General features: G+C 65.8%; 24 protein-coding genes and 1 tRNA gene. 13 read left to right on the forward strand and 12 right to left on the reverse strand.

Features of this window, described 5'->3' with window-relative positions; all coding sequences use genetic code 11:
- Positions 1-36 precede the first annotated feature (36 nt).
- Positions 37-621, reverse strand: coding sequence for a hypothetical protein (locus ACAW63_RS23080; protein WP_371234830.1), 585 nt, complete (start codon positions 619-621; stop codon positions 37-39).
- On the opposite strand from ACAW63_RS23080, the gene ACAW63_RS23085 reads away from it, so the two are divergent.
- Together ACAW63_RS23085 and ACAW63_RS23090 are read left to right on the forward strand one after the other, a co-directional pair.
- Positions 529-1,566: a collagen-like triple helix repeat-containing protein gene (locus ACAW63_RS23085; RefSeq protein WP_371234765.1), complete on the forward strand. Its 1,038-nt coding sequence runs from the start codon at positions 529-531 to the stop codon at positions 1,564-1,566. The genes ACAW63_RS23080 and ACAW63_RS23085 overlap by 93 nt on opposite strands.
- 84 nt (positions 1,567-1,650) lie before the next feature.
- Positions 1,651-3,318, forward strand: coding sequence for a ShlB/FhaC/HecB family hemolysin secretion/activation protein (locus ACAW63_RS23090; RefSeq protein ID WP_371229232.1), 1,668 nt, complete (start codon positions 1,651-1,653; stop codon positions 3,316-3,318).
- A gap of 15 nt (positions 3,319-3,333) precedes the next feature.
- Here ACAW63_RS23090 and ACAW63_RS23095 read toward each other — a convergent pair whose 3' ends face one another.
- Complete coding sequence (locus tag ACAW63_RS23095; RefSeq protein WP_371229235.1) at positions 3,334-4,095, reverse strand: spermidine synthase; 762 nt, start codon at positions 4,093-4,095, stop codon at positions 3,334-3,336.
- Between the two features lie 194 nt (positions 4,096-4,289).
- Here ACAW63_RS23095 and ACAW63_RS23100 point away from each other — a divergent pair, with 194 nt between their 5' ends.
- Positions 4,290-5,621 carry a flavin-containing monooxygenase gene (locus ACAW63_RS23100; RefSeq protein WP_371229238.1) on the forward strand — a complete coding sequence of 444 codons (1,332 nt, stop codon included), beginning with the start codon at positions 4,290-4,292 and terminating at the stop codon, positions 5,619-5,621.
- Between the two features lie 80 nt (positions 5,622-5,701).
- On the forward strand, positions 5,702-7,048 hold the full coding sequence (locus tag ACAW63_RS23105) for a class II 3-deoxy-7-phosphoheptulonate synthase (protein WP_371229241.1): 1,347 nt from the start codon (positions 5,702-5,704) through the stop codon (positions 7,046-7,048).
- Positions 7,049-7,112: 64 nt separating this feature from the next.
- Here ACAW63_RS23105 and ACAW63_RS23110 read toward each other — a convergent pair whose 3' ends face one another.
- From ACAW63_RS23110 to ACAW63_RS23120, 3 genes are all read right to left on the reverse strand, one after another.
- A complete protein-coding gene (locus ACAW63_RS23110) occupies positions 7,113-8,333 on the reverse strand; it encodes a winged helix-turn-helix domain-containing protein (protein ID WP_371229244.1) in 1,221 nt (406 codons plus the stop codon).
- Positions 8,334-8,394: 61 nt separating this feature from the next.
- Positions 8,395-8,865, reverse strand: coding sequence for a DUF3291 domain-containing protein (locus tag ACAW63_RS23115; protein WP_371229247.1), 471 nt, complete (start codon positions 8,863-8,865; stop codon positions 8,395-8,397).
- A 72-nt stretch (positions 8,866-8,937) separates the two neighbouring features.
- Positions 8,938-9,168, reverse strand: coding sequence for a DUF1127 domain-containing protein (locus tag ACAW63_RS23120; protein ID WP_347881008.1), 231 nt, complete (start codon positions 9,166-9,168; stop codon positions 8,938-8,940).
- A gap of 97 nt (positions 9,169-9,265) precedes the next feature.
- Between ACAW63_RS23120 and ACAW63_RS23125 the strand changes: the two genes are divergently transcribed.
- The 3 genes from ACAW63_RS23125 (at position 9,266) to ACAW63_RS23135 (ending at position 11,285) form a co-directional block, all read left to right on the forward strand.
- Positions 9,266-10,117, forward strand: coding sequence for a LysR substrate-binding domain-containing protein (locus ACAW63_RS23125; protein ID WP_370599741.1), 852 nt, complete (start codon positions 9,266-9,268; stop codon positions 10,115-10,117).
- A 143-nt stretch (positions 10,118-10,260) separates the two neighbouring features.
- Positions 10,261-10,710, forward strand: coding sequence for a MarR family winged helix-turn-helix transcriptional regulator (locus ACAW63_RS23130; RefSeq protein WP_371229251.1), 450 nt, complete (start codon positions 10,261-10,263; stop codon positions 10,708-10,710).
- Positions 10,711-10,856: 146 nt separating this feature from the next.
- Positions 10,857-11,285: an organic hydroperoxide resistance protein gene (locus ACAW63_RS23135; RefSeq protein ID WP_331318985.1), complete on the forward strand. Its 429-nt coding sequence runs from the start codon at positions 10,857-10,859 to the stop codon at positions 11,283-11,285.
- Positions 11,286-11,351: 66 nt separating this feature from the next.
- On the opposite strand, the gene efp is transcribed toward ACAW63_RS23135, so the two are convergent.
- Positions 11,352-11,918: an elongation factor P gene (gene efp / locus ACAW63_RS23140; RefSeq protein WP_254475989.1), complete on the reverse strand. Its 567-nt coding sequence runs from the start codon at positions 11,916-11,918 to the stop codon at positions 11,352-11,354.
- Between the two features lie 42 nt (positions 11,919-11,960).
- Positions 11,961-13,088: an elongation factor P maturation arginine rhamnosyltransferase EarP gene (gene earP, locus ACAW63_RS23145; protein WP_371229255.1), complete on the reverse strand. Its 1,128-nt coding sequence runs from the start codon at positions 13,086-13,088 to the stop codon at positions 11,961-11,963.
- A gap of 153 nt (positions 13,089-13,241) precedes the next feature.
- Here earP and ACAW63_RS23150 point away from each other — a divergent pair.
- Positions 13,242-13,331 (forward strand) — tRNA-Ser (locus ACAW63_RS23150).
- A 404-nt stretch (positions 13,332-13,735) separates the two neighbouring features.
- Positions 13,736-13,987: an outer membrane lipoprotei OprI gene (oprI, locus tag ACAW63_RS23155; RefSeq protein ID WP_017517003.1), complete on the forward strand. Its 252-nt coding sequence runs from the start codon at positions 13,736-13,738 to the stop codon at positions 13,985-13,987.
- Positions 13,988-14,101: 114 nt separating this feature from the next.
- Here oprI and ACAW63_RS23160 read toward each other — a convergent pair whose 3' ends face one another.
- The 3 genes from ACAW63_RS23160 to ACAW63_RS23170 form a co-directional block, all read right to left on the reverse strand.
- Positions 14,102-15,079 (reverse strand): L,D-transpeptidase family protein, encoded by a 978-nt coding sequence (locus ACAW63_RS23160; protein WP_371229258.1) that lies wholly within the window; start codon positions 15,077-15,079, stop codon positions 14,102-14,104.
- Positions 15,080-15,152: 73 nt separating this feature from the next.
- The gene (locus tag ACAW63_RS23165) at positions 15,153-15,431 is read right to left on the reverse strand and encodes a hypothetical protein (RefSeq protein ID WP_371229261.1); all 279 of its coding nucleotides are present in this window, start codon (positions 15,429-15,431) and stop codon (positions 15,153-15,155) included.
- Between the two features lie 69 nt (positions 15,432-15,500).
- Positions 15,501-16,106, reverse strand: a complete 606-nt coding sequence (locus ACAW63_RS23170; protein WP_371229263.1) for an arylesterase — start codon at positions 16,104-16,106, stop codon at positions 15,501-15,503.
- 10 nt (positions 16,107-16,116) lie between these two features.
- Between ACAW63_RS23170 and ACAW63_RS23175 the strand changes: the two genes are divergently transcribed.
- Genes ACAW63_RS23175 through greB form a run of 3 tightly spaced genes read left to right on the forward strand, consistent with a single transcriptional unit; the run spans position 16,117 to position 19,854 of the window.
- The gene (locus ACAW63_RS23175; protein ID WP_275611089.1) at positions 16,117-16,800 is read left to right on the forward strand and encodes an ABC transporter ATP-binding protein; all 684 of its coding nucleotides are present in this window, start codon (positions 16,117-16,119) and stop codon (positions 16,798-16,800) included.
- Positions 16,801-16,813: 13 nt separating this feature from the next.
- Entirely contained in the window at positions 16,814-19,315 is a 2,502-nt protein-coding gene (locus ACAW63_RS23180) for an ABC transporter permease (protein WP_371229266.1), read from the forward strand.
- A gap of 41 nt (positions 19,316-19,356) precedes the next feature.
- Positions 19,357-19,854, forward strand: coding sequence for a transcription elongation factor GreB (greB, locus tag ACAW63_RS23185; RefSeq protein WP_275611087.1), 498 nt, complete (start codon positions 19,357-19,359; stop codon positions 19,852-19,854).
- A 122-nt stretch (positions 19,855-19,976) separates the two neighbouring features.
- Here greB and ACAW63_RS23190 read toward each other — a convergent pair whose 3' ends face one another.
- Positions 19,977-20,297, reverse strand: a complete 321-nt coding sequence (locus ACAW63_RS23190) for a hypothetical protein (RefSeq protein WP_331318999.1) — start codon at positions 20,295-20,297, stop codon at positions 19,977-19,979.
- Positions 20,298-20,490: 193 nt separating this feature from the next.
- Here ACAW63_RS23190 and thpR point away from each other — a divergent pair, with 193 nt between their 5' ends.
- Complete coding sequence (gene thpR / locus ACAW63_RS23195) at positions 20,491-21,009, forward strand: RNA 2',3'-cyclic phosphodiesterase (RefSeq protein ID WP_371229269.1); 519 nt, start codon at positions 20,491-20,493, stop codon at positions 21,007-21,009.
- On the opposite strand, the gene ACAW63_RS23200 is transcribed toward thpR, so the two are convergent.
- Positions 20,995-21,879, reverse strand: a complete 885-nt coding sequence (locus tag ACAW63_RS23200) for a LysR family transcriptional regulator (protein ID WP_371229272.1) — start codon at positions 21,877-21,879, stop codon at positions 20,995-20,997. The genes thpR and ACAW63_RS23200 overlap by 15 nt on opposite strands.
- Between the last annotated feature and the right edge of the window lie 12 nt (positions 21,880-21,891).

Below are 21,891 nucleotides of genomic sequence, written 5' to 3' on the forward strand. Positions count from 1 at the left end.
GCGCTGGATTTAGTCCGTCAAGGAGGAACTCGCATGTCAGGCCCGATTCGCGTCTTCGCACTTTCTCTTCTGGTCGTAGCTCTGTCGCTGCAGGGATGCAGCAGTCACGGCGGCGGCGGTCATCATAGTTCCGGCAGCAGCAGCGACGGCGGAGCAGGCACTGGCGACGGCGGCTCGGGAGGCAGCGGCGACGGCGGTACTGGTGGTACTGACGGTGGTACCGGCGGCGGCACGGGAGGTACGGGCGGTACCGGTGGCACTGACGGCGGTACAGGTGGCACGGGCGGTGGTACCGGCGGCACCGGTGGAACTGGCGGCGGCACGGGCGGCACCGGCGGTGGCACTGGAGGCACCGGTGGAACTGGCGGCGGCACGGGCGGCACCGGCGGTGGCACTGGAGGCACCGGTGGCGGAGACGGCGGCACCGGTGGCGGCACCACCGCTCCCAACCCCGCCACCAGCAATATCCTGAGCGAGACCGGCCAGGTCGTATCCAGCGTTGGCGGCACCCTCGGCACCGTGGGCGGCGTGGTCCAGAACGTCGACGTTCCTTTGCTCGGCAGCGGCGTAACCGACGGTACCGGCGGCGTCATCCAGCAGGTTGCCGCAGGCGTGGATCACGTCGGCGACGGTATCACCGACGGCCTGGGCAACCTGGCCAACAATCCCAACGCCATCGGCACCACCCTGGCCGGTCCAACCAACCTGGTCAGCCACACCGGCGAGGCAGTCAGCAGCCTCGGCGGCACCGTGGCCGCCGTCGGCGACGGCCCGCTGCTGGCCAGCACCCCGCTCAACGGCGTCACCGGCCAACTCGGTGGCGTGGTGGACGGCGTTGGCGGCCAGATCACCATGCTCGGCGACTCCCTCACCGGAGCGGTCACCACCGGCCCGTTGAGCCAGTTGACCACCCAGCTCAGCGGCACCACCGCAAACGTGGTGGGCACGGTGGAGAACACCACCAGGACCATCGGAACAACCACCGGCCTGGCGGCACCTGTGAACAATCTGCTGACCACCGTCGGCACGGCCGTGACCCAGACCGGCGATCAGCTCAGCACCCAGAGCCCGACACTGGCCCCGGTAGGAGGAGTCGTCAGCAATACGGGGCAGGTAGTCACCGACGCAGGCGGACTGGTCAGCGGCAGCACGACGGGCAGCAACCCGGTCGGTGGGCTTATCGGTGGCGTCACCAGTACCGTGGGCACTGTCAGCGGTTCATTGGGCGGCACGACTGGCAGCACCAGCCCCGTTGACGGAGTGGTCTCCGGCGTCACCAACACCGTGGGCACTGTCACCGGCTCCCTGGGCGGCACGACCGCCACCGGCGGCCTGCTCAGCGGCGTCACCAACACCATCAGCGGCGTGACGGGAACCGGCGGACTGGTAGCGGGCGCCGGGGTCGTCTCGGGCAGCACCACCGATGGCACTGGGGTCGCTGTGGGTGCAGGTGTCGGCACCACCAGCGGCAGCACGACTCAGGGCGGCCTTCTGAATACGGTCGGCAGCACCCTCGGCGGCCTGGGCGCAGGATTGGGGGTTGGCGTCACGACTCCCCAGCAATAAATCAGTTCTCGCCCATACTGTGGTAGCCAGGAGCCATTAACGGCTCCTGGCCTTTCGCTGAAGTCGGACTCATGGAGGAGCCAGATGCGCAAACTCGCCACCTTGACCCTGCTGTTGGCAACACCCCTCGCCTGGGCCGAGCGCCCGATCCAACTCCCCGGCTCCGATATCGAACAGACCCTGCCCCGACCCAACCTGCCCGGCGGCGAACTGCGCCCGACGGCGCCCAAGGTCACCGCTCCCGCGCCCGAGGCCGAACAACCCGGCCAGATCCTGCAGAAACGCATCCAGCTCAAGCGCATCGAGATCGCCGGCGGCGGCCACTACCCGCTGGACACCTGGCGTCCGTTGCTGGAACCGCTGACCCGGAGACCGATCCAGGTCAGCGAACTGGTGGCGGCGGCCAAGGCCATCACCCAGCGTTACCAGAACGACGGCTTTTTCATCTCCTTCGCCTATGTGCCAAACCAGGACTTTCGTGGTGGGGTCGCGCGCATCGTGCTGGTCGAAGGCCATATCAAGGAGGTCCGCAGCAGCGGCGACCTGGGCGCCCACCAGGCTCGGGTGGACCGCTGGATCGCCCGCCTGAAGGCCGAACGGCCGCTGACCCGCGAAAGTTTCGAACGCTTCAGCGTGCTGATGAACCGCGTACCTGGCCTGCAGTTGGCGATGGCGCTCAAGCCACCCACCACCAACGACGGCGGCGCGGTGCTGGAGCTGGCCGGCCAGAGCAAGCGCTTCAACACCGGCGCCAACCTGGACTCACGCCACGGCGAACAGCGCGGCCTGCTCTCCGCCGAGGTGAAGTCGCTGCTCGGCTGGGGCGAACAACTGCAGTTCAGCTACCTCTACCCGCCCGGCGAGGATCACGAGTATTACCGCGCCTGGAACTACAGCCAGTTGCTGGGCGACAACGGCCTGCAACTGACGGCCGGCTACAGCCACTACAACTCCACGCCGGACGACCAGCTGCGCCTGGCCAACGGCCTGGTGTTCGCCCGCAAGCGGGAGAACGAACGGGTCAACGCGGGCCTCGGCATTCCACTGGTGCTGCGCCGCGACCTGACCTGGGACGTGAACCTGCGCGGCTACACGGTGAACGACACCAGCCGTTACGACCTGGTGGTGCCGAACATCCCCTACCGCGTCGAGCAGAAGAGCAAGCTGCGCGTCGTTGGCGTGGACACCGTGGTCCAGCAGTTCGCCAGCAAGCGCGTGCGCGCCGGCAGTCTGGCGGTCTACCAGGGCCTGAACGGCATGGGTGCGGAGGCCGAGAAACCGATCCGCAAGGACTTCACCCGCGTGCTGGGCTACGGCGCCCAGCAGGATCAGTTCACCGACCGCTGGCAAGGCGTGGTCACGGCCGGCTTCCAGTGGACCGATGACGTGCTGCCCGACTCGGAGCAGGTCACCTACGGCGGTGCGAACTTCGGCCGCGGCTATCCAGACGACCAGGCCACAGGCGACAAGGGCTGGGGCGCGGCCTACGAGGTGAACTACTCCTTCCTGCGCCAGAGCGTGGTGCTCAACCAGATCCAGCCCTACGCGGTGGTGGACACCGCCCGCACCCACTACACCCAGGACGGCCTGCCCGACGCCAAGCTCGGTTCGGCAGCCGTCGGCGTACGCCTGACCAACCGCAAGCACTACCTGGTATCGCTGGAAGTGGCCAAGCCCTTTGGTGACCGCGCGCTGGACAACAATGAGCGCAGCCCGCGCCTGAACTTCGCGTTCAGCTACCAGATCCCCTGAGGACGCTTGCCCGGCTCACTGCGCCGGGCACAGCGAGTCGATGTAGCCGCGCAGCGGGTAGCCCAGCTTCGGTTCAAGGCTCGCCACGCGCTTCTTCAAGGCCCGCAGGTTGAGCTCCTGGTCCAGCTCGGCGGGCACGAAGACGATCACATTGCCCTCCGGTACCGAACACTCCCAGTAGTGGCGATGGAAACGCCCACGCAACAGCGCGGCCCCCAGCGGGCGGCCATCATCGGTGCTCCACTGATTGATCACCAGCCAGCCGCCGGGACGCAGTCGCTCGCGGCAGGCGCCGAGGAAATCCCAGGCGATATGCGCAGGCGCGGGGCCCGTGTCGGTGTAGAGATCCAGGAAGATCAGGTCCGCCGGCTCGCAGCGCTGCAGTTCCTCGACCGCATCGCCGATACGCAGGTTCAGGCGCGGATCATCGCCCAGCCCCAGGTGCTCGCGAGCCAGCCGGGGAATCGACGGGCGCAGCTCGATGGCCTCCACCTCCTCCAGCGGCAGGTACTTCAGGCAGGCCTGGGTCAGGCTGCCGGCGCCGAAGCCCAGGAACAGCGCGCGGCGCGGACGCGCGTGGCACAGCGCGCCGAGCAGCATGGCCCGCGAGTAGTCGTACTCCAGCCAGCTGGGGTCCTGCATCAGCACGCAGCTCTGCTCGACCTCGTCGCCGAATTCCAGGTAACGGAAGTCACCATTCTCCACCACCCGGATCACGCCGAACGCATCGCGCTCCTCGACGATCAGGCGCTCTTCGACCCGATGCTCCTCGCTCATGCCCACGCCCCCCGGAAGGCAACTGTGACATTGCGATCCGCCAGGATGCACAGACGGCGCGGATTGCCATTGAACTGCGAGGGCTGAAGCACGTGATAATCCTTCAAAAGCAGGCGTGGGTCGCCTGAGCAGCCAGGAACCGGCTGCCAGGCCCGAAAGCCGCAAGAATAACAGCCCAAGAGGCACAACCGAGCATGTATGCCATTATCGGTGCGGGTCCGGCCGGCCTCGCCGCCGCCCGCCAGTTGCAGAAGTACGGCATCCCCTTCACCGGTTTCGAACAGCACGGCGACGTCGGCGGCCTGTGGGACATCGACAATCCCCACAGCACCCTCTACCACTCCGCACACCTGATCTCTTCCAGGGACACGACCCAGTTCGACGACTTCCCCATGGACATGGACGCCCCCCCTTATCCGCACCACACCCAGGTGCTGCGCTATTTCCGCGCCTACGCACGGCACCATGGCCTGCACGCCCACTACCGTTTCAACACCCGGGTCACCGCCCTGCTCCGCCAGGAACGCGGCTGGCGGCTGCGCTGCGAACGCAACGGCGAAGTACACGAAGGACTGTTCGATGGCGTGCTGATTGCCAATGGCACCCTGCACACGCCCAACCAGCCGGAACTGCCCGGCGAATTCACCGGCGAAATCCTCCACGCCAGCCAGTACCGCAGCGCCGACTGCTTCGAAGGCAAACGCGTGCTGATCGTCGGCTGCGGCAACTCCGCCTGCGACATCGCGGTGGATGCCGTGCACCGCGCGCGCTCCGTGGACCTCTCGGTGCGCCGCGGTTATTACTTCCTGCCCAAGTTCTGCCTGGGCCGGCCGATCGACACCTTCGGCAACCGGGTTCGCCTGCCGCGCCCACTCAAGCAACGGCTGGATGCGGCGCTGCTGCGCCTGCTGATCGGTCGCCCGTCGGACTACGGCCTGCCCGATCCCGACCACCGCCTGTACGAATCGCACCCGGTGGTGAATTCGCTGGTGCTGCACCACCTCGCCCACGGCGACATCCGCGCCCGCCGCGACGTGCGCAGCCTGGACGGGCGACGCGTGGTGTTCAGCGATGGCGAGCGTCAGGAGTACGACCTGATCCTGTTCGCCACCGGCTATCACCTGGACTACCCCTTCATCGACCGCGCGCTGCTCAACTGGCCCCGGGACTGCGCTGCGCCGCAGCTGTACCTCAATGCCTTCCACCCGCAGTACGACGACCTGTTCATGCTCGGCATGCTCGAAGCCTCCGGCCTCGGCTGGCAGGGGCGCGCCGAACAGGCCGAGCTGGTCGCCCTGTACATCCGCCAACTGGCGGCCGGCAACCCGGCCGCCGAGCGCTTCCGCCACCTGAAACGGATGCTCGCCGGGCAGCGCATCGACGGCGGCTACCAGTACCTGCCGCTGGAACGCATGGCCCACTACGTGGACAAGGACAGCTATCGCCGCAGCGTGCGCGAACATATCGCCGAGCTGCGCCGCGACCTGCCGCATACCGGGCCGCTGCAACCGCTGCCCGCGCACTGAGGGCGCACCAGGAACGCGCCGCGCGCGGGGCGAGCTGATACCATGAGCCTTCACCGCCCATAGCCGCGAACGAGCCACCGATGAGCCTGCCCTGGAGTCCCGAGAGCTGGAGAAGCAAGCCGATCCAGCAACAACCCGCCTATCCCGACGCCGCGCACCTGGGCGACGTCGAACGCACCCTGGCCGGCTTCCCGCCGCTGGTGTTCGCCGGTGAAGCCCGCGAGCTGCGCCGGCAGTTCGCCGAAGTCACCGCCGGACGCGCCTTCCTGCTGCAGGGCGGCGACTGCGCCGAGAGCTTCGCCGAGTTCTCCGCGGCGAAGATCCGCGACACCTTCAAGGTGCTGCTGCAGATGGCCGTGGTGATGACCTTCGCCGCCGGCTGCCCGGTGGTGAAGGTCGGGCGCATGGCCGGGCAGTTCGCCAAGCCGCGCTCCTCCGGCGAGGAAACCATCAATGGCGTGACCCTCCCCGCCTATCGCGGCGACATCGTCAACGGCATCGGCTTCGACGAGAAGAGCCGCGTGCCGGACCCGGAGCGCCTGCTGCAGGCCTACCACCAGTCCACCGCCTCGCTGAACCTGCTGCGCGCCTTCGCCGGCGGCGGCTTCGCCGACCTGCACCAGGTGCACCAGTGGAACCTGGACTTCATCGCCAACTCGGCGCTGTCCGAGCGCTACCAGCAGTTGGCCGACCGCATCGACGAAACCCTCGCCTTCATGCGCGCCTGTGGCCTGGACACCGCGCCGCAACTGCGCGAAACCAGCTTCTTCACCGCCCATGAAGCGCTGCTGCTGAACTACGAGGAAGCCTTCATCCGCCGCGACAGCCTGACCGGCGACTGGTACGACTGCTCGGCGCACATGCTGTGGATCGGCGACCGTACCCGCCAGCTCGACGGCGCCCATGTGGAAATGCTGCGCGGCGTGGGCAACCCCATCGGCGTGAAGGTCGGCCCGAGCATGGACAGCGAGGAGCTGATTCGCCTGATCGATATCCTCAACCCGGACAACGACCCCGGCCGTCTCAACCTCATCGTGCGCATGGGCGCCGACAAGGTCGGCGATGGCCTGCCGCGCCTGATCCAGACCGTACAGCGCGAAGGCAAGCAGGTGCTGTGGAGTTCCGACCCCATGCACGGCAACACCATCAAGGCCTCCAGCGGCTACAAGACCCGCGACTTCGCACGCGTGCTCACCGAGGTGCGGCAGTTCTTCGAGGTGCACCAGGCCGAGGGCAGCTATGCCGGCGGCATCCACATCGAGATGACCGGGCAGAACGTCACCGAGTGCATCGGCGGTGCCCGCCCGATCACCGAGGCCGGGCTGAGCGATCGCTACCACACCCATTGCGACCCGCGCCTGAATGCCGACCAGTCCCTGGAGCTGGCCTTCCTGATTGCGGAAACCCTGAAGCAGGTGCGGCGCTGATGCCGAGGCATCGCCAACACCCGTGACTTACCCGACGGGCCTCCTTGCGAGGCTCGCCCCCCTTTCAGGCCGCCGCCAGCAGCGTCTGCAGGCGCACGCCCGGCGGCCGCCGGCAATTCACCTCCACGCGCTCCAGCCCCAGCCAATTCGCCATTTCGCCAAGCTGCTGCGCCAGCGCGATCCAGCCCTCCTCTCTCGGCCCCTTCGCCTCCTCGTGGACGGCGTGCACCACCAGCCTTCCCGCCACGCGATCGGATCGCAGGTCGACCCGCGCCACCAGCTGCTCGTCGAACAGGAACGGCAGCACGTAGTAGCCGTAGACGCGCTTGTGCTGCGGCGTGTAGATCTCCAGGCGATAACGGAAATCGAACAGGCGCTCGGTCCGCGCGCGCTCCCACACCAGCGAATCGAAGGGCGAGAGCAAGGCACTGGCGCGCACCTTGCGCGGAATGACCGCATCGGCCAGGCAGTAACCCGGCGCCTGCCAGCCCTGTACCCGCACCGGCAGCAGATCGCCCCCTTCCACCAGCTCGGCCAGGCGTGCCTTGCTGTCGGCCGGCTCCAGGCGGAAGTAGTCCCGCAGGTCCTTCTCGGTGGCGACGCCCAGCGCCTGCGCCGAATGCAGCAGCAGCCGGCGCTGTGCCTCGGCTTCCTCAAGGTCGGGCTGATCGAGGACGGCGGACGGCAGGACCCGCTCGGGCAGGTCGTAGAGCCGTTCGAAGCCGCGACGTCCGGCCACCGTCACCTCGCCAGCGGCGAACAGCCACTCCAGCGCATGCTTCTCGTCGCTCCAGTCCCACCAGGGACCGGCACGCTCCTCGCGGGTATTCAGGCTGCCGGCGCCCAGTGCGCCCTGCTCGCGCACGGCATTCAGCACGCGCTGGATCACCGGTTGCTGCTCGCGGCCGAAGCGCGCCAGCTGCTGATAGATGCCGCGCCCTTCAGAGGCTCGGCGCATGCGCCAGCGCATCAGCGGATAGAGCTCCAGCGGCAGGAGCGAGGCTTCGTGGCCCCAGTACTCGAACAGTCGCCGATGCCGTCCGGCACTCCAGGCCGCTTCCTCCAGCAGGGTTGGCGAGTAGTTGCCCAGGCGCGAGAACAGCGGCAGGTAGTGCGAGCGCACCAGAGCGTTCACCGAGTCGATCTGCAGTACACCCAGGCGCTCCAGCAGGCCTCGTACATGGCGGCGCTGCACCTCCCCGCCGGGCCTGCGCAGGGTGAAACCCTGGGCGGCCAGGGCCAGGCGGCGGGCTTGCTTGAGGGACAGCGACTCGACCATCGGCATCGGTGGACTCCAGGGCTGAAAGTGTCCTAGAGCCTAGCGCCAAACGAAGGGGCTGAGTGCATCAGGCCGGCTCACCGATGCGTTCGGGCATCGGGAATGGCCGGGCAAAGGTGAACACTTGCGGCGACGCGCCCTGCGCCTGCAACAGCTCCAGCTTGTGCCGCGCCAACCGCGCATCGGGCAGCGTTCCCGCTGGCACCCACCACAGCGCCAGGCTCGGCGTCGGCAGCTTCTCCATCCAGTCGCGCTTCTGGCGCAGCACGGCCAGGTGCTCGCCGCCATAGACGTACTCGCGCAGCGCCTCGACCGATTCCCACACCGACAGGTTGACGATGATCAGCGGATCGTCGAAGGCGCGAATGGCGGTGGCATCGCCCTCATCGGTCTGCAAGCGCCAGACGAACCCGGGGCTCGACTCGGCCAGCCGGTTGATGTGATCCAGCTGATCGACGAAGCCTTTCATCACGGGGTGGTCCAGCGGTGCGCGAGCCTTGGCGATATTGACCTGGGCGAGATGGTAGTGCGAAGACATGGGCATTCCCTGGCAAAGTGGTTCATTCGGAACAACGGCGGGCGGCACGATCTCGCGTGCCGCCCGTACAGATCAACGTCTCAGGTGATCGATCCAGAACGGACGCTCGATTTCCTCCTGGATATCGGCACGACTCAGGCCGATATCCTTGAGCGCCTCATCGCTCATGCTGGCCAGCACGCGGCGCTGGCGAGCCAGCTCCTGCCACTGTAGCAACCGCTGCAGGGCTCGTTTCCACAGCGGTGCGGCCGGCGTCTTGTGGGTGTGATAGGACATCGATACGAAACCCAGTTGACCTTTCATCGTGATTCCCTCCGTGTGGGCCTGGATGCAGTCTCGCGCCGGCGCTAAGATCAATCCAACGAATCATTCTTATGCGACCCATCTCGGAGATTGATGAATGAGCAGCTTCCCGAGTATCGACAGCGAACTGCTGCGCACCTTTGTCGCCATCGCCGATCACGGCGGCTTCACCCGCGCCGCCGAGGTGGTCAACCGCACCCAGTCGGCGGTGAGCATGCAGATGAAACGCCTGGAAGAGGACGTGCTGGAACGCTCGCTGTTCGAGCGTGATGGACGCCAGGTGCGCCTGACGCCGGAGGGCCAGGTACTGCTGGGCTTTGCGCGGCGCATCCTGCGCCTGCAGGGCGAGGTGTTCAACACCTTCCGCCAGCCGCACATGGTCGGTGCGGTGAAGATCGGCACGCCGGACGACTACGTGATGCGCTTCCTGCCGGAGATCCTCTCGCGCTTCGCCGAAGCCTACCCGCTGGTGCAGGTCGAGGTGCACTGCGAGTCCTCGGCACAGCTGCTGCTGCGCAATGACCTGGACCTGTCCATCGTCACCCGCGAACCGGGAACCGAGATTGGCCAGCTGTTGCGCCAGGAGCCCTTCGTCTGGATGGCTGCCGAGAGTTTCTGTCCGCAGGACCAGCGCCCCCTGCCGCTGGCGATGTTCAACACCGCCTGCTTCTGCCGCGCCTGGGCCTGCAATGCACTGGAGGCCATGGAGGTGGATTACCGCATCGCCTACAGCAGCCCGAGCCTGTCGGCACTCTTCGCCGTGGCCAGCGCCGGGCTGGCGGTGACTGCGCAATTGCGCAGCCTGCTCACCGGCAACCTGCGCATCCTGGGTGAGGACGAGGGACTGCCGCAGTTGCCCAATGCCAGCATCGTGCTGCTGCGCGGGACACACATGACTCCGGTCACGGACAAACTGGCGGAGTACATCGTCGAAGGCTTCCGCGCCTGACGCGGGTTGCGATCGTCTCTACAGCCGGGAATCCACGCGGCCGCTGTTCAACAAATAGCCATCGCGCTAAATTAATGCGCAATTACCTGTTCATCTCGGCATTCGCCCCGGCATCTGCCAGGGGCGCCGACCAGGAGACTGCGATGGCCCAGCCCGATACGACCTGCGAAGCACTCAAGCTCGACAACCAGCTGTGCTTCGCCCTCTACTCCACCTCCCTGCAGATGACCAAGGTCTACAAGCCGCTGCTGCAGGCACTGGGGCTCACCTACCCGCAATACATTGCCATGCTGGTGCTGTGGGAGGGAGACGGCATCACCGTGGGCGAGATCAGCGCGCGGATGCTCACCGATCCCGGTTCCCTCACCCCGCTGCTCAAGCGCCTGGAAGCCGAGGGCCTGATCACCCGCACCCGCAGCCAGGCCGACGAGCGCGTGGTGCAGTTGCACCTGACCGACAAGGGCCGTGACCTTCGCCGACAGGCGGAGAGCATTCCGGGCTGCATCCTCGCCAGCAGCCGTCTAACGTTGGAAAAGCTCCAACGCCTCCAGCAGGAACTGGTGGAGCTGCGCGAACAGCTGCAAGGCCCGTAATCCGGGCTTATGCCTGGGCACACCGTTCTTTAGTCCGAAATCTTCCGAAAATTATCTTGCGCGCAAAATTAAATCGAACTAATTTTCACCCCACGCACTGCTTAGTGCACAAGATATTAACCAGCAAGACAATCGGAGACACCGCCATGCAAACCATCAAAGCCCTCTACACCGCCACCGCTACCGCTACCGGAGGCCGCGACGGTCGCGCCATTTCCTCGGACGGCATTCTCGACGTGAAACTGAGCACCCCGCGCGAACTGGGCGGCCAGGGTGGCGAAGCCACCAACCCGGAACAGCTGTTCGCCGCCGGTTACTCGGCCTGCTTCATCGGCGCCATCAAGTTCGTCGCCAGCCAGAGCAAGAAGCAGATCCCGGCCGACGCCTCGATCACCGGCAAGGTCGGCATCGGCCAGATCCCGGGCGGGTTCGGCCTGGAAGTGGAACTGAATATCAACCTGCCGGGCCTGGATCAGGCCGAAGCCGAGGACCTGGTCGCCAAGGCCCACCAGGTCTGCCCCTACTCCAACGCCACCCGCGGCAACATCGACGTACGTCTGAACGTGAGCGTCTGAGAAAGCCAGACGGCAGAAACGAAAAAGCCCGGCATCAGCCGGGCTTTTTCTTGTCTCGGTTCAGGCTCAGGCCTTGACGCGGGACTTGTACTCGCCAGTGCGGGTATCGATTTCGATCGAGTCGCCGATTTCGCAGAACGCGGAAACCTGCAGCTCAGCACCGTTCTTCAGGCGAGCGGTCTTCATCACTTTACCGGAAGTGTCGCCACGGACAGCCGGCTCGGTGTAGACGATTTCGCGAACGATGGTGGTCGGCAGTTCAACGGAGATCACTTTCTCGTTGTAGAACACCGCTTCGCAGACGTCGGTCATGCCGTCTTCGATGAAGGTCAGCACGCCTTCCAGATCGTCTTTCTCGATCTCGTACTGGTTGAACTCGGTGTCCATGAAGACATACAGCGGGTCCGCGAAGTAGGAGTAGGTCACTTCCTTACGGTCGAGGATGATCGGCTCCAGCTTGTCGTCGGCCTTGAACACGGTCTCGGTGCCAGCACCGGTCAGCAGGTTCTTCAGCTTCATCTTGACGACCGCGGAGTTACGGCCGGATTTGTTGAACTCGGCCTTCTGGATGACCCAGGGGGCGCCATTGATGTTGGCAACCTGGCCAGCGCGGAACTCTTGTGCGGTTTTCATACGATTATCCGATTGGATTGGAGACAAAAAACAGGGGCCATATCATAGCCAATTTGTATAAAAACACACCAGCCCCGCCGCAAGATCGGTTTGTTCGGTCAGATGCCGCTGCCAATTTCCAATCCAGGCGGACCACTCCGGCAGCCGCTCCTCCAGCCTCCGCCAGGTCTTGCCGACCTCGCCGCGCCCATTCCAGGCCAGCCAGAAATCGCTCAGCGCCTGCCGCAGCCCATCGTCCATGCCCTCGGCGAACAGCGCCAAGAAGGCCTCCAGCTTTTCCAGGTGAACGTCCTCGTCCTGCTGGTAGATGTGCCAGACGAAGGGGCGCCCTGCCCACTGCGCGCGGACGAAGGAATCCTCACCACGCACCGCGTTGATGTCGCAGCTCCACAGCAACGGGTCGTAGTCCTCCTGGCGGACGAACGGCAGCACCTGCACACGCAGCGCGCCGCGCTCGCAGACCTGCCCTACCCCCAGCGACTGCTGCGCCCAGCGCTGGACGTCGGCCAGCACCCGACCTTCGGGTACCAGCAGCAGGGTTGGCGTCACGCCCCCGGCCAGGGCGTCCAGCCAGCCGGCGAGTCCGGGGTTCTCATAGGCGAACAGGGAAATGCGCCGCTCCCCGTCGCGCACCTGCACACCGAGGCTTTCGAGGAAACGAACGCTGCTGGCGGGATCGGCCTGGAAGGCATCCCGACGCCGAATCAGATCGCCCTCGCGCAGCAGTCCGCCGGTGGACGGTGTGAAGCCGGGGAAATAGAAGTACTTCTGCAGGCCGTTGGGCTGCATCGACGGCAATCCATGGCAGGACTCCACCCAGGGCTCGGCACTGAGGTATTCGAGGTTCAGCCACAACGATGGTTTCGGCCGCCGGGTCATTGCTTCTATATAGGCAGGCGGCATCGAGCAGGCGAAGGCCTCGATCACCACATCCGTCGCGTCGGTGTCCTGCCAGACTTCCGGCCAATGCCGAACGTCCACGCCTGACTGCTGTTGCGATCGCGCCTGTGCGTCGGCCTGGGGACAGATGCGCACGAACGCTGCCAGGTCATCCACCCACAGGCGCACCGCTTGCCCATGTTCGGTCGCCAACTGGCGAGCCAGACGCCAGGTAACGCCGATGTCGCCATAGTTGTCGACTACGCTGCAGAAGATGTCCCAACTCGCCATACGCTTGCGCCCAGCCTCATAGAAGGCGCCAGTGTAGCCGCGATCCGGCCTTTTCTCCTTAAGCCGATGAATCCGTTGAAAAAAACATTTGCGTTTGGGAAAACCTTTGAGTAAAGTGCGCGCCTCGACAGACACAGCGCTGTCGAGAAATCTGGTGAGGTGTCCGAGCGGTTGAAGGAGCACGCCTGGAAAGTGTGTATACGAGAAATCGTATCGAGGGTTCGAATCCCTCCCTCACCGCCAGATCATGAAAGAAGCCCGGCTAAGCAATTAGCCGGGCTTCTTTCGTTATGCGCTAACACTTTCTTCCCCTCTTGCAAGTTGCCACTAGTTGGTCAACTGCATTACGACGCTTAAACAGTTGTTCGAGCATTGTCGACAGTCATCCGACAGTCCGACACCCCATCAGCGGAGAGGGACTCCCCTCCCGCCTGACACCCATTGGAAACACTCCTTTGCCAAATTGGACAGTTTTTGCCCAATTCCGCCTCGGACAACTGCAAATACCGACCTAACATGAAAAAAAAGTGCCGTACTTGCGTCCGGTCAGTTTACTTACTACAAGTAATGGGTACTATGTAGTCCGGCTAATTTCCCAGTCATGGGAGATTGCTTTTAATGGAAATGTCCACCTTAAGGGGAACACGATGAACAACGTTCTGAAATTCTCTGCTCTGGCTCTGGCTGCTGTTCTGGCCACCGGTTGCAGCAGCCACTCGAAAGAAACCGAAGCTCGTCTGACTGCTACTGAAGACGCTGCTGCTCGCGCTCAAGCCCGTGCTGACGAAGCCTATCGCAAGGCTGACGAAGCTCTGGCCGCCGCTCAGAAAGCCCAGCAGACCGCTGACGAGGCTAACGAGCGCGCTCTGCGCATGCTGGACAAAGCCAGCCGCAAGTAATAGATCTTCGGATCTGTTAAAAAACCGACCCTTCGGGGTCGGTTTTTTTATGCCCACAGAAAACGCGCGCAAGAAAAAGCCCGCTCGAAGCGGGCTCTTTCGAAGCAGTACGAGTTACTGCAACTGCATGGCGTCCTGATCGACCGTAGCGGCAACCGGCGCATCCTGCTGCGCTTGCGGCTGGGCAATGGCGACCGGCAGACCATCTTCAGCGGCCACGACCTCACGCACCACGTTCCAGTCCATCTGCATCTGACTGGCGATGTCTTCGCGCTTGAGCAGCGCATTGATCACCGCAGTGTGCTTGTCGACCACCGACGGATTGCCGTTGTCGTCGATCGGCGCATGGGCTTCGAGATAGATCTTGCCTTCGCTACGACCGAACTTGTATGGCTCGTTGATGATGCGCACCTTGGTGCCCACCGGAATCATCGAGAACAGCTGGGTCACGTCCCAGTTGTACATGCGGAAGCAGCCGTGGCTGGTGCGGGTACCGATACCGAACTTCTTGTTCGAACCGTGGATCAGGTAGCCGTGGAAGCCCAGGCTCATCTTGTACGGGCCCAGCGGATTGTCCGGACCTGCCGGAACCACGGCTGGCAACGGGTCGCCATCGGCAGCGTGCTCGGCGCGGATCGAGGCCGGCGGATACCAGGCCGGGTCCTTGGTCTTGGCGATAACGGTAGTGCTGCCAACCGGCGAACCCCAGCCCTCACGACCGATGCCCAGGGCATAGGTGTAGACGACGCCCTTGTCCTTAGGGAAGTAGTACAGGCGGTATTCGGCCAGGTTGATCACCACGCCTTCGCGCGGTCCCGGCGGAAGGATGAAGCGGGTCGGAATGATCACTTCGGTGCCCACGCCCGGCAGCCAGGCATCGACGCCCGGGTTGGCGGCGAGCATCTCGGAGTAGCCGAGGCCATACTTCTCGCCGAGGTCGGCGAAGGTGTCTTCGTACTTGGCCTTGATCACCTGGACCTGACCGACGATATCGTCGCCCGGTGCCGGCAGTGGCAATTCAATGGCGGAAACGGGGGCCGAGAGCAACGCGGCTAAGGACAGCGAGCAGGCGGCAATGACGCGCGACAACATCCGAGAATCCTTGACATGGGCAATGGGCAAAGGGGGATCAGTTTACCACTGCGAACCGCGTCACTGGGAGATATCAGATGAGCCAGGAGGCCCGCGCGCCGCGCTTTTCCTGTTCCAGTTGTTTCAGGCAGGCGCTGCACACGCGGCGGTCGCGCAGCAGCGGCTTCTCAAGCCCGCGCCAGAGGGGCTGGGCCGGCAGCAGGCTGCCGCAGAGCGTGCGGTCGGCCGGCGTTCCCAGTTCCAGCTGGCGCGCGACAAGGTGCACCCGGACCTCGCGGCAGGCGAACAGATCCAGCTGCTCATCGGGTTCGATCAGCTGGTAGGCGAAGTGAGTCCAGGCGGGGCGCGGCATAGGGGCTCCAGAAGGGTGCGCAAACATAGCCGAAAGGCCGTTCGCGGGGAAGCCTTGATACAGCGGAATTCAGAGTAGCGGCTTGAGCGCCGGCCACATATTGTCGAGCAGTTTAGGCTGCGCTGCGATGGCCGGGTGAATACCATCGGCCTGCATCATTCCCGGCACCCCGCCGACCCCCTCGAGGAAGAACGGCACCAGCGAGATGTTCTGCTCCCGGGCGACCGTCTCGAACACCCTGGAAAACGCGTCGGTATAGCGCTGTCCGTAGTTCGGCGGCAGCTTCATGCCCAGCAGCAGCACCTTGGCACCCGCCTGCTGCGACTGCTGAACCATCCCGCTAAGATTCTGTTGCAATTGTGCCGGCGCCATTCCGCGCAGCCCGTCATTGCCACCCAACTCGATCACCACCAGCGTCGGCTTCTGCTCCGAAAGCAGCGCCGGCAGGCGCGCGAGCCCCCCCGCACTGGTGTCTCCGCTGATCGATGCGTTGACCACCTTGTAGTCGAAACCCTGCTCCTTCAGGCGCTTGTCCAGCAGGCTCACCCAGCCCTGGCTGGTATCCAGCCCCAAACCGGCGCTGATACTATCGCCGACGACCAACAGCGTCTGCGCCGCGGCCTGCTGCGCAATCAGAAGCAACGCCAGGCAGCCGCCCATTAGCCATGCACGCATCGGATTCTCCATGAGCGAACGCATTCTCACCGCGCGGAACCTTAGCAAGGTTGTTTCCAGCGCGGAAGGCAAGCTGACGATCCTCCACGACCTCTCCCTCGACCTCTCCCGCGGCGACAGCCTGGCCATCGTCGGCAGCTCGGGTTCCGGCAAATCCACTCTCCTGGGCCTGCTCGCCGGGCTCGACCTGCCGTCCGACGGCGACATCGTCCTGCTCGGCCATGCGCTGGGCAGTCTGGACGAGGATCAGCGCGCACGCGTCCGCGCCGCCCATGTCGGCTTCGTATTCCAGTCGTTCCAGTTGCTCGACAGCCTCACCGCCCTGGAGAACGTGATGCTGCCGCTGGAGCTCGATGGCCGCGCGGACGCCCGCCAACGCGGCCGCGAGCTGCTAGAGCGCGTCGGTCTCGGCCAGCGCCTGACCCACTACCCGCGCCAGCTCTCCGGTGGCGAGCAACAGCGGGTCGCCATCGCCCGCGCCTTCGCCGCCGAGCCGGACGTACTGTTCGCCGACGAACCCACCGGCAACCTCGACACCCACACCGGCGAGCGGATCAGCGACCTGCTGTTCGAACTCAACCGCGAACGCGGCACCACCCTGGTGCTGGTGACCCACGACGAACGCCTGGCCCACCGCTGCCAGCGCCTGATCCGCCTGGAAAGCGGCCACCTGATCGATCACGTCGAACCCTGACGGACGAGAGCCGATGAAGCCATTGTCGCTGCCGAACCTGTTCCGCCTGTCCCTGCGCCAGCTGTGGCGCGAAGGCCGCACAGGCGAATTGCGGGTACTGTTCTTCGCCCTGTTGATCGCGGTCGCGGCGAGCTCCGCCATCGGCTATTTCAGCGCCCGGCTCAATGGCGCCATGCTGGTGCGCGCCGCCGAATTCCTCGGCGCCGACCTGGTGCTCAGCGGCACCCAACCCGCCGCCGGCGAACAGATCGACAGCGGCCTCAAGCTCGGCCTGCAGCATGCGCGCAGCGTCGAGTTTTCCAGTGTGGTAGCCACCGACCAGGGCATCCAGCTCAGCAGCGTCAAGGCGGTGGGTGACAGCTACCCCCTGCGCGGCGAACTCAAGAGCGCGCCCGAGCCCCTGCAGCCCGAAGTCCAAGGCGGACGGCCACAGCCGGGGGAAATCTGGGTCGAATCGCGCCTGCTGGCGAGCCTTGAACTGAAGGTCGGCGACAGCGTCGACATCGGTCGCAAGCCCCTGCGCATCGCTCGCGTGCTGACCTACGAGCCCGACCGCGCCGGCGACTTCTACAGCCTGACGCCACGGGTACTGATGAACCTGCAGGACCTGGACGCCACCGGTGTCGTCCAGCCCGGCAGCCGCGTACGCTACCGCGACCTGTGGGGCGGCTCGCCCGAAGCGCTGCAGGCTTATCGAAAAGCAACGCAGGACGGCCTCGCCGCCAACCAGCAACTGCAGGACGCCCACCACGGCAACCGACAGATCGGCGACGCCCTCGGCCGCGCCGAACGCTACCTCAACCTCGCCAGCCTCGCCGCCGTGCTGCTCGCCGGTGTCGCCGTGGCGCTCTCGGCCAACCGCTTCGCCAACCGCCGCTTCGACGCCAGCGCACTGCTGCGCTGCCTCGGCCTGTCGCGCCGGGAAGCCCTGCTTCTCTATGGAACGCAATTGCTCACCCTGGGATTGGTTGCCAGCCTCTGCGGCACCCTCCTCGGCTGGCTCGCCCAGATGGGCCTGATGCACCTGCTGGGCAACCTGCTGCCGCCGCAGATTCCCGGGGCCGGGCCAGCCCCTGCGCTGGCGGGCATGGCGACCGGCCTGGTCGCGCTCGCCGGCTTTGCCCTGCCACCGCTGGCCGCCCTCGGCCGCGTGCCGCCGCTGCGGGTATTGCGCAGCGACCTGTTGCCAGTGCCGATGCGCACCTGGATGGCCTATGCCTGCGCGCTGATCGCCCTGGGCCTGATCATGTGGCGCCTGAGCCTGGACCTGAAACTCACCCTCGCCCTGCTCGGCGGCGGCGCCATCGCCGCGGTGATCCTCGGCTTCATCCTGCTGCTCGCCCTGCGCGGCCTGCGCAGGGCACTGCAAGGCGCCAGCCTGCCCTGGCGCCTCGGCGTCGGCCAACTGCTGCGCTACCCGCTGGCGGCCGCCGGGCAAAGCCTGGCCTTCGGCCTGATCCTGCTGGCCATGGCGCTCATCTCGCTGCTGCGCGGCGAGCTGCTGGACACCTGGCATTCGCAGTTGCCGGCGAACGCGCCGAATCACTTCGCGCTGAACATCCTCCCTGCCGAGAAGGACAGCTTCGAGCAGCGGGTGAAGCAGCTCTCACCCAACGCCGAAGACCTCTACCCGATGGTGCCCGGCCGCCTGGTGGCGGTGAACGGCCAGCCGGTCCACGCGCTGAACGAAGACGTGCGCAGCGAACGCGCCCTGCAACGCGACCTCGGGTTGACCTGGTCGGCACGCCTGCCCGCGGGTAACCAGATCGTCGCCGGCCAGTGGTGGCAGGCTGGCGAAAAGAGCACATTGCCCGGTGTGTCGGTGGAAGAAAAACTCGCCAGCAATCTCGGCCTGAAAGTCAGCGACCGCCTGAGTTTCAGCGTTGCCGGCCAGACCCGCGAGGCACAGGTGCGCAGCCTGCGCTCGGTGAAGTGGGACAACTTCCAGCCCAACTTCTTCATGGTCTTCGAGCCCGGCACCCTGACCGACCTGCCGGTGACCTACCTGACCAGCTTCTACCTGCCGGCCAGCCAGGAGCGGGACCTGATCGAACTGGCGCGCGCCTTCCCGACCGTCACGCTGCTGCCGGTGGACGCACTGCTCGCGCAGCTGCGCAGCATCCTCGACCAGGTGACGCTGGCGGTGGAGTACGTGCTGGTGTTCGTCCTCGCCGCCGGCTTCGTGGTGCTCTTCGCCGGCCTGCAGGCCACCCTCGACGAACGCCTGCGCCAGGGTGCCCTGCTCCGTGCCCTGGGCGCGGAACGCCAGTTGCTGATGCGCACCCGGCGCAGCGAGTTCGCCCTGCTCGGCGCGGTCAGCGGGCTGCTGGCGGCGCTGGGCTGCGAGCTGATCAGCTACCTGCTCTACCGGCTGGTCTTCGACCTGCCGTGGAGCCCGCATCCCTGGCTGCTCGCGCTGCCCGTGCTGGGCGCGCTACTGGTCGGCGGCGCCGGACTGCTCGGCACCCGGCGGGCATTGAGCGTGAGCCCGTTGCGCCTGCTGCGCGAAGGCTGATCGGGTAGACTCCCGTCATCATCCCCGTCACCTCGGAAGCCATGAGCCGTTATCGCCCTCCCCGCCCCGCCGGTACCCCGCTGATCACCCCCGAAGGCGAAGCGCGCCTGCGCGCCGAGCTGCACGAACTGTGGAACGTACGCCGCCCCCAGGTCACCCAGTCGGTGAGCGAAGCGGCGGCCCAGGGTGATCGTTCGGAGAACGCCGAGTACACCTACGGCAAGAAGATGCTGCGCGAGATCGACAGCCGCGTGCGCTTCCTGCGCAAGCGCCTGGAAAACTGCAAGGTGGTGAGCGAGCGCCCGGCCGACCCGAACAAGGTCTACTTCGGCGCCTGGGTCACGCTGGAGGACGAGGACGGCGAGCAGGCACGCTATCGCATCGTCGGCCCGGACGAACTCGACCTGCGCAACAACCACATCAGCATCGACTCGCCGCTCGCCCGCGCCCTGGTGGGCAAGGAGCTGGACGCCGAGGTGATGGTGCGCAGCCCGTCGGGCGAGAAGATGTGGTTCGTGATCGAGATCGAGTATCCCTGAGCCATCATCGGCACAGTGAAGGCACATGCTTCTGTAGGAGCGAGCTTGCTCGCGAACCCGCCCGAACTTCGACGCTGCCGGTGACTCCGTTTCGCGAGCAAGCTCGCTCCTACATAAATGGTTCAGAGCGGCTGCGGACGCCGGGTGATCAGCCCCTGGCGGGCGACACGGGTCAGCTCGCGAACGGTGGACTCCAGGTGCTCGGCGCTGGGCGCCTGGACCACGGCGAAGTCGAAGCTGTCGGAAGCAAAACGGGCGATGTCGGCGACGGTTTCGGCGAACTGGATCAGGAAGGTCCGCGAGCCGTTCCAGCGCTTGGGCCAGCCATCGAGGTAACGGACGAGGGTGGGCTGGTGATTGCCGCCCAGGAGAATCTTCGGGTTGCGACGTACCAGGCCGGTAGTGATGGGAGCCAGGCGCACGTGCGGGTTGGGACAGGTCATGGTGTCATGTCTCCGCCTCTTGGGTCCTGCTGGACGCGGCGAGAGGCACACCGAAACCAGCGCTTTAGCGGTATTTCGATGTCGGCTTCGCCGCATCCGCGCCCCGCAAGTTGCTACTTAAATCGGCGCTGAGCGGCATCCTAGATAAGGCCCGGCGATACTGTCAAGGCGACTTCAGTCAAGGAATCCCGGAATGAGCACACCCCCGCTTCGGCTGTTCTTCGCCCTACCCTGTCCACCTGCGCTGGCGGAGGCGATCTGCGCCTGGCGCGACGGCCTGCACCTGGACGGCCAGAACGTGGCGCAAGCCAACCTGCACCTGACCCTGGCCTTCCTCGGCGCCATCCCCCGTGGCCGCAAGGCAGAGCTGCTGGCCATCGGCGCAGGCCTGCCGCGGCGCGGTTTCACCCTGCAGCTGGACCACCTGGCGCGCTGGAAGAACGGCATCCTGCACCTCGCGCCAAGCGTGGTGCCCACTGAACTCCACGAGCTGGTGCAGGCCCTGCGCGACGCGCTGCAGGCCCACGCCTTCGAGGTCGAGCCGCGCCCCTTCCATCCGCACCTCACCCTGGCGCGTCACGCACACAACCTGCCGGCCGCGCAGCCGTCCTTCGAGCTGCCGGCCCGCGCCATCACCCTGTACAGCTCGGAAAACAGCCCGACCGGCGTACGCTACCGTCCGCTCGGCGAATGGGCGCTAGACCACGCCTGACTGCGCGTAATCGAGGAAGCGGCGCAGCCCCGCCGTGGGGAACTTGTCGATATGCAGCGCGCGGAAGAAGGTACGGCGCAACGGTCCCAACGGATTGTCCAGTCGCACCAGTTCTCCCCGCGCCAACTCCGCCTGCACCACGCGCTCCGACAGGCAACCGATTCCCACTCCGCGACCGACCAGATGCTTGATCGCCTCGGCATTGCTGATCTCCAGGGGCGCGTTGACGCTGCCCAGGCGCGGCAGTACCTGCTGCTCGAACGTGACGCGGGTGCCTGACCCGGCCTCGCGCAATACCCAGCGCGCCGCCGCCAGATCCTTGAGGGTGACCTGGCGCACCAGTGCCAGCGGGTGATCCGGCGCGGCCACCAGCAACAGCTCATCGGCGGCCCAGGGCGTGAGCTGGATCTGCGGATGCTGGATCGGCGCTTCGATGAACGCGACATCCAGGCGGAACTCGGCCAGCGCTTCGATCACATCGCGACTGTTGGCCACCTGCAGTTGCAGGCGGCTTTCCGGCAGCTCGGCGAGAAAACCGGCCATCACCTGCGGCAGCAGATAGCCGCCAATGCTGCGGCTCGCCCCCAGGCTGAGCTGCACCGGCGCGGACTCGAACAGGTTCTCCAGTTCCTCCCCCTGGGCCAGCAGTGCGCATGCCTTCGGGTAGAACACACGGCCGTTGTCGTTCAGCGCCAGGCGCTTGCCGCTGCGATCGAACAGGCGCGTCCCCAATGCGCGCTCCAGTTCCTGCAACGCCTGGCTCGCCGCTGACTGCGATAGCGCGATGCGCGCAGCCGCCTGGGTGACGTTGCCCAGCTCGGCGATGGCGGTGAAGGTCGCCAACTGGCGAAGGGTGATGCGCGGGCCCATATCGATAAAACC

Origin of the sequence: Pseudomonas sp. QE6 (genome assembly GCF_041379005.1) — a bacterium.
Lineage (GTDB): Bacteria > Pseudomonadota > Gammaproteobacteria > Pseudomonadales > Pseudomonadaceae > Pseudomonas.

Coding starts and splice junctions, on each gene's coding strand:
- ACAW63_RS23090 (WP_371229232.1), top strand. CDS start 1,651: ATGCGCAAACTCGCCACCTTGACCCTGCTGTTGGCAACACCCCTCGCC.
- ACAW63_RS23095 (WP_371229235.1), bottom strand. CDS start 4,095: ATGAGCGAGGAGCATCGGGTCGAAGAGCGCCTGATCGTCGAGGAGCGC.
- ACAW63_RS23100 (WP_371229238.1), top strand. CDS start 4,290: ATGTATGCCATTATCGGTGCGGGTCCGGCCGGCCTCGCCGCCGCCCGC.
- ACAW63_RS23105 (WP_371229241.1), top strand. CDS start 5,702: ATGAGCCTGCCCTGGAGTCCCGAGAGCTGGAGAAGCAAGCCGATCCAG.
- ACAW63_RS23110 (WP_371229244.1), bottom strand. CDS start 8,333: ATGCCGATGGTCGAGTCGCTGTCCCTCAAGCAAGCCCGCCGCCTGGCC.
- ACAW63_RS23115 (WP_371229247.1), bottom strand. CDS start 8,865: ATGTCTTCGCACTACCATCTCGCCCAGGTCAATATCGCCAAGGCTCGC.
- ACAW63_RS23120 (WP_347881008.1), bottom strand. CDS start 9,168: ATGAAAGGTCAACTGGGTTTCGTATCGATGTCCTATCACACCCACAAG.
- ACAW63_RS23125 (WP_370599741.1), top strand. CDS start 9,266: ATGAGCAGCTTCCCGAGTATCGACAGCGAACTGCTGCGCACCTTTGTC.
- ACAW63_RS23130 (WP_371229251.1), top strand. CDS start 10,261: ATGGCCCAGCCCGATACGACCTGCGAAGCACTCAAGCTCGACAACCAG.
- ACAW63_RS23135 (WP_331318985.1), top strand. CDS start 10,857: ATGCAAACCATCAAAGCCCTCTACACCGCCACCGCTACCGCTACCGGA.
- efp (WP_254475989.1), bottom strand. CDS start 11,918: ATGAAAACCGCACAAGAGTTCCGCGCTGGCCAGGTTGCCAACATCAAT.
- earP (WP_371229255.1), bottom strand. CDS start 13,088: ATGGCGAGTTGGGACATCTTCTGCAGCGTAGTCGACAACTATGGCGAC.
- oprI (WP_017517003.1), top strand. CDS start 13,736: ATGAACAACGTTCTGAAATTCTCTGCTCTGGCTCTGGCTGCTGTTCTG.
- ACAW63_RS23160 (WP_371229258.1), bottom strand. CDS start 15,079: ATGTTGTCGCGCGTCATTGCCGCCTGCTCGCTGTCCTTAGCCGCGTTG.
- ACAW63_RS23165 (WP_371229261.1), bottom strand. CDS start 15,431: ATGCCGCGCCCCGCCTGGACTCACTTCGCCTACCAGCTGATCGAACCC.
- ACAW63_RS23170 (WP_371229263.1), bottom strand. CDS start 16,106: ATGCGTGCATGGCTAATGGGCGGCTGCCTGGCGTTGCTTCTGATTGCG.
- ACAW63_RS23175 (WP_275611089.1), top strand. CDS start 16,117: ATGAGCGAACGCATTCTCACCGCGCGGAACCTTAGCAAGGTTGTTTCC.
- ACAW63_RS23180 (WP_371229266.1), top strand. CDS start 16,814: ATGAAGCCATTGTCGCTGCCGAACCTGTTCCGCCTGTCCCTGCGCCAG.
- greB (WP_275611087.1), top strand. CDS start 19,357: ATGAGCCGTTATCGCCCTCCCCGCCCCGCCGGTACCCCGCTGATCACC.
- ACAW63_RS23190 (WP_331318999.1), bottom strand. CDS start 20,297: ATGACCTGTCCCAACCCGCACGTGCGCCTGGCTCCCATCACTACCGGC.
- thpR (WP_371229269.1), top strand. CDS start 20,491: ATGAGCACACCCCCGCTTCGGCTGTTCTTCGCCCTACCCTGTCCACCT.
- ACAW63_RS23200 (WP_371229272.1), bottom strand. CDS start 21,879: ATGGGCCCGCGCATCACCCTTCGCCAGTTGGCGACCTTCACCGCCATC.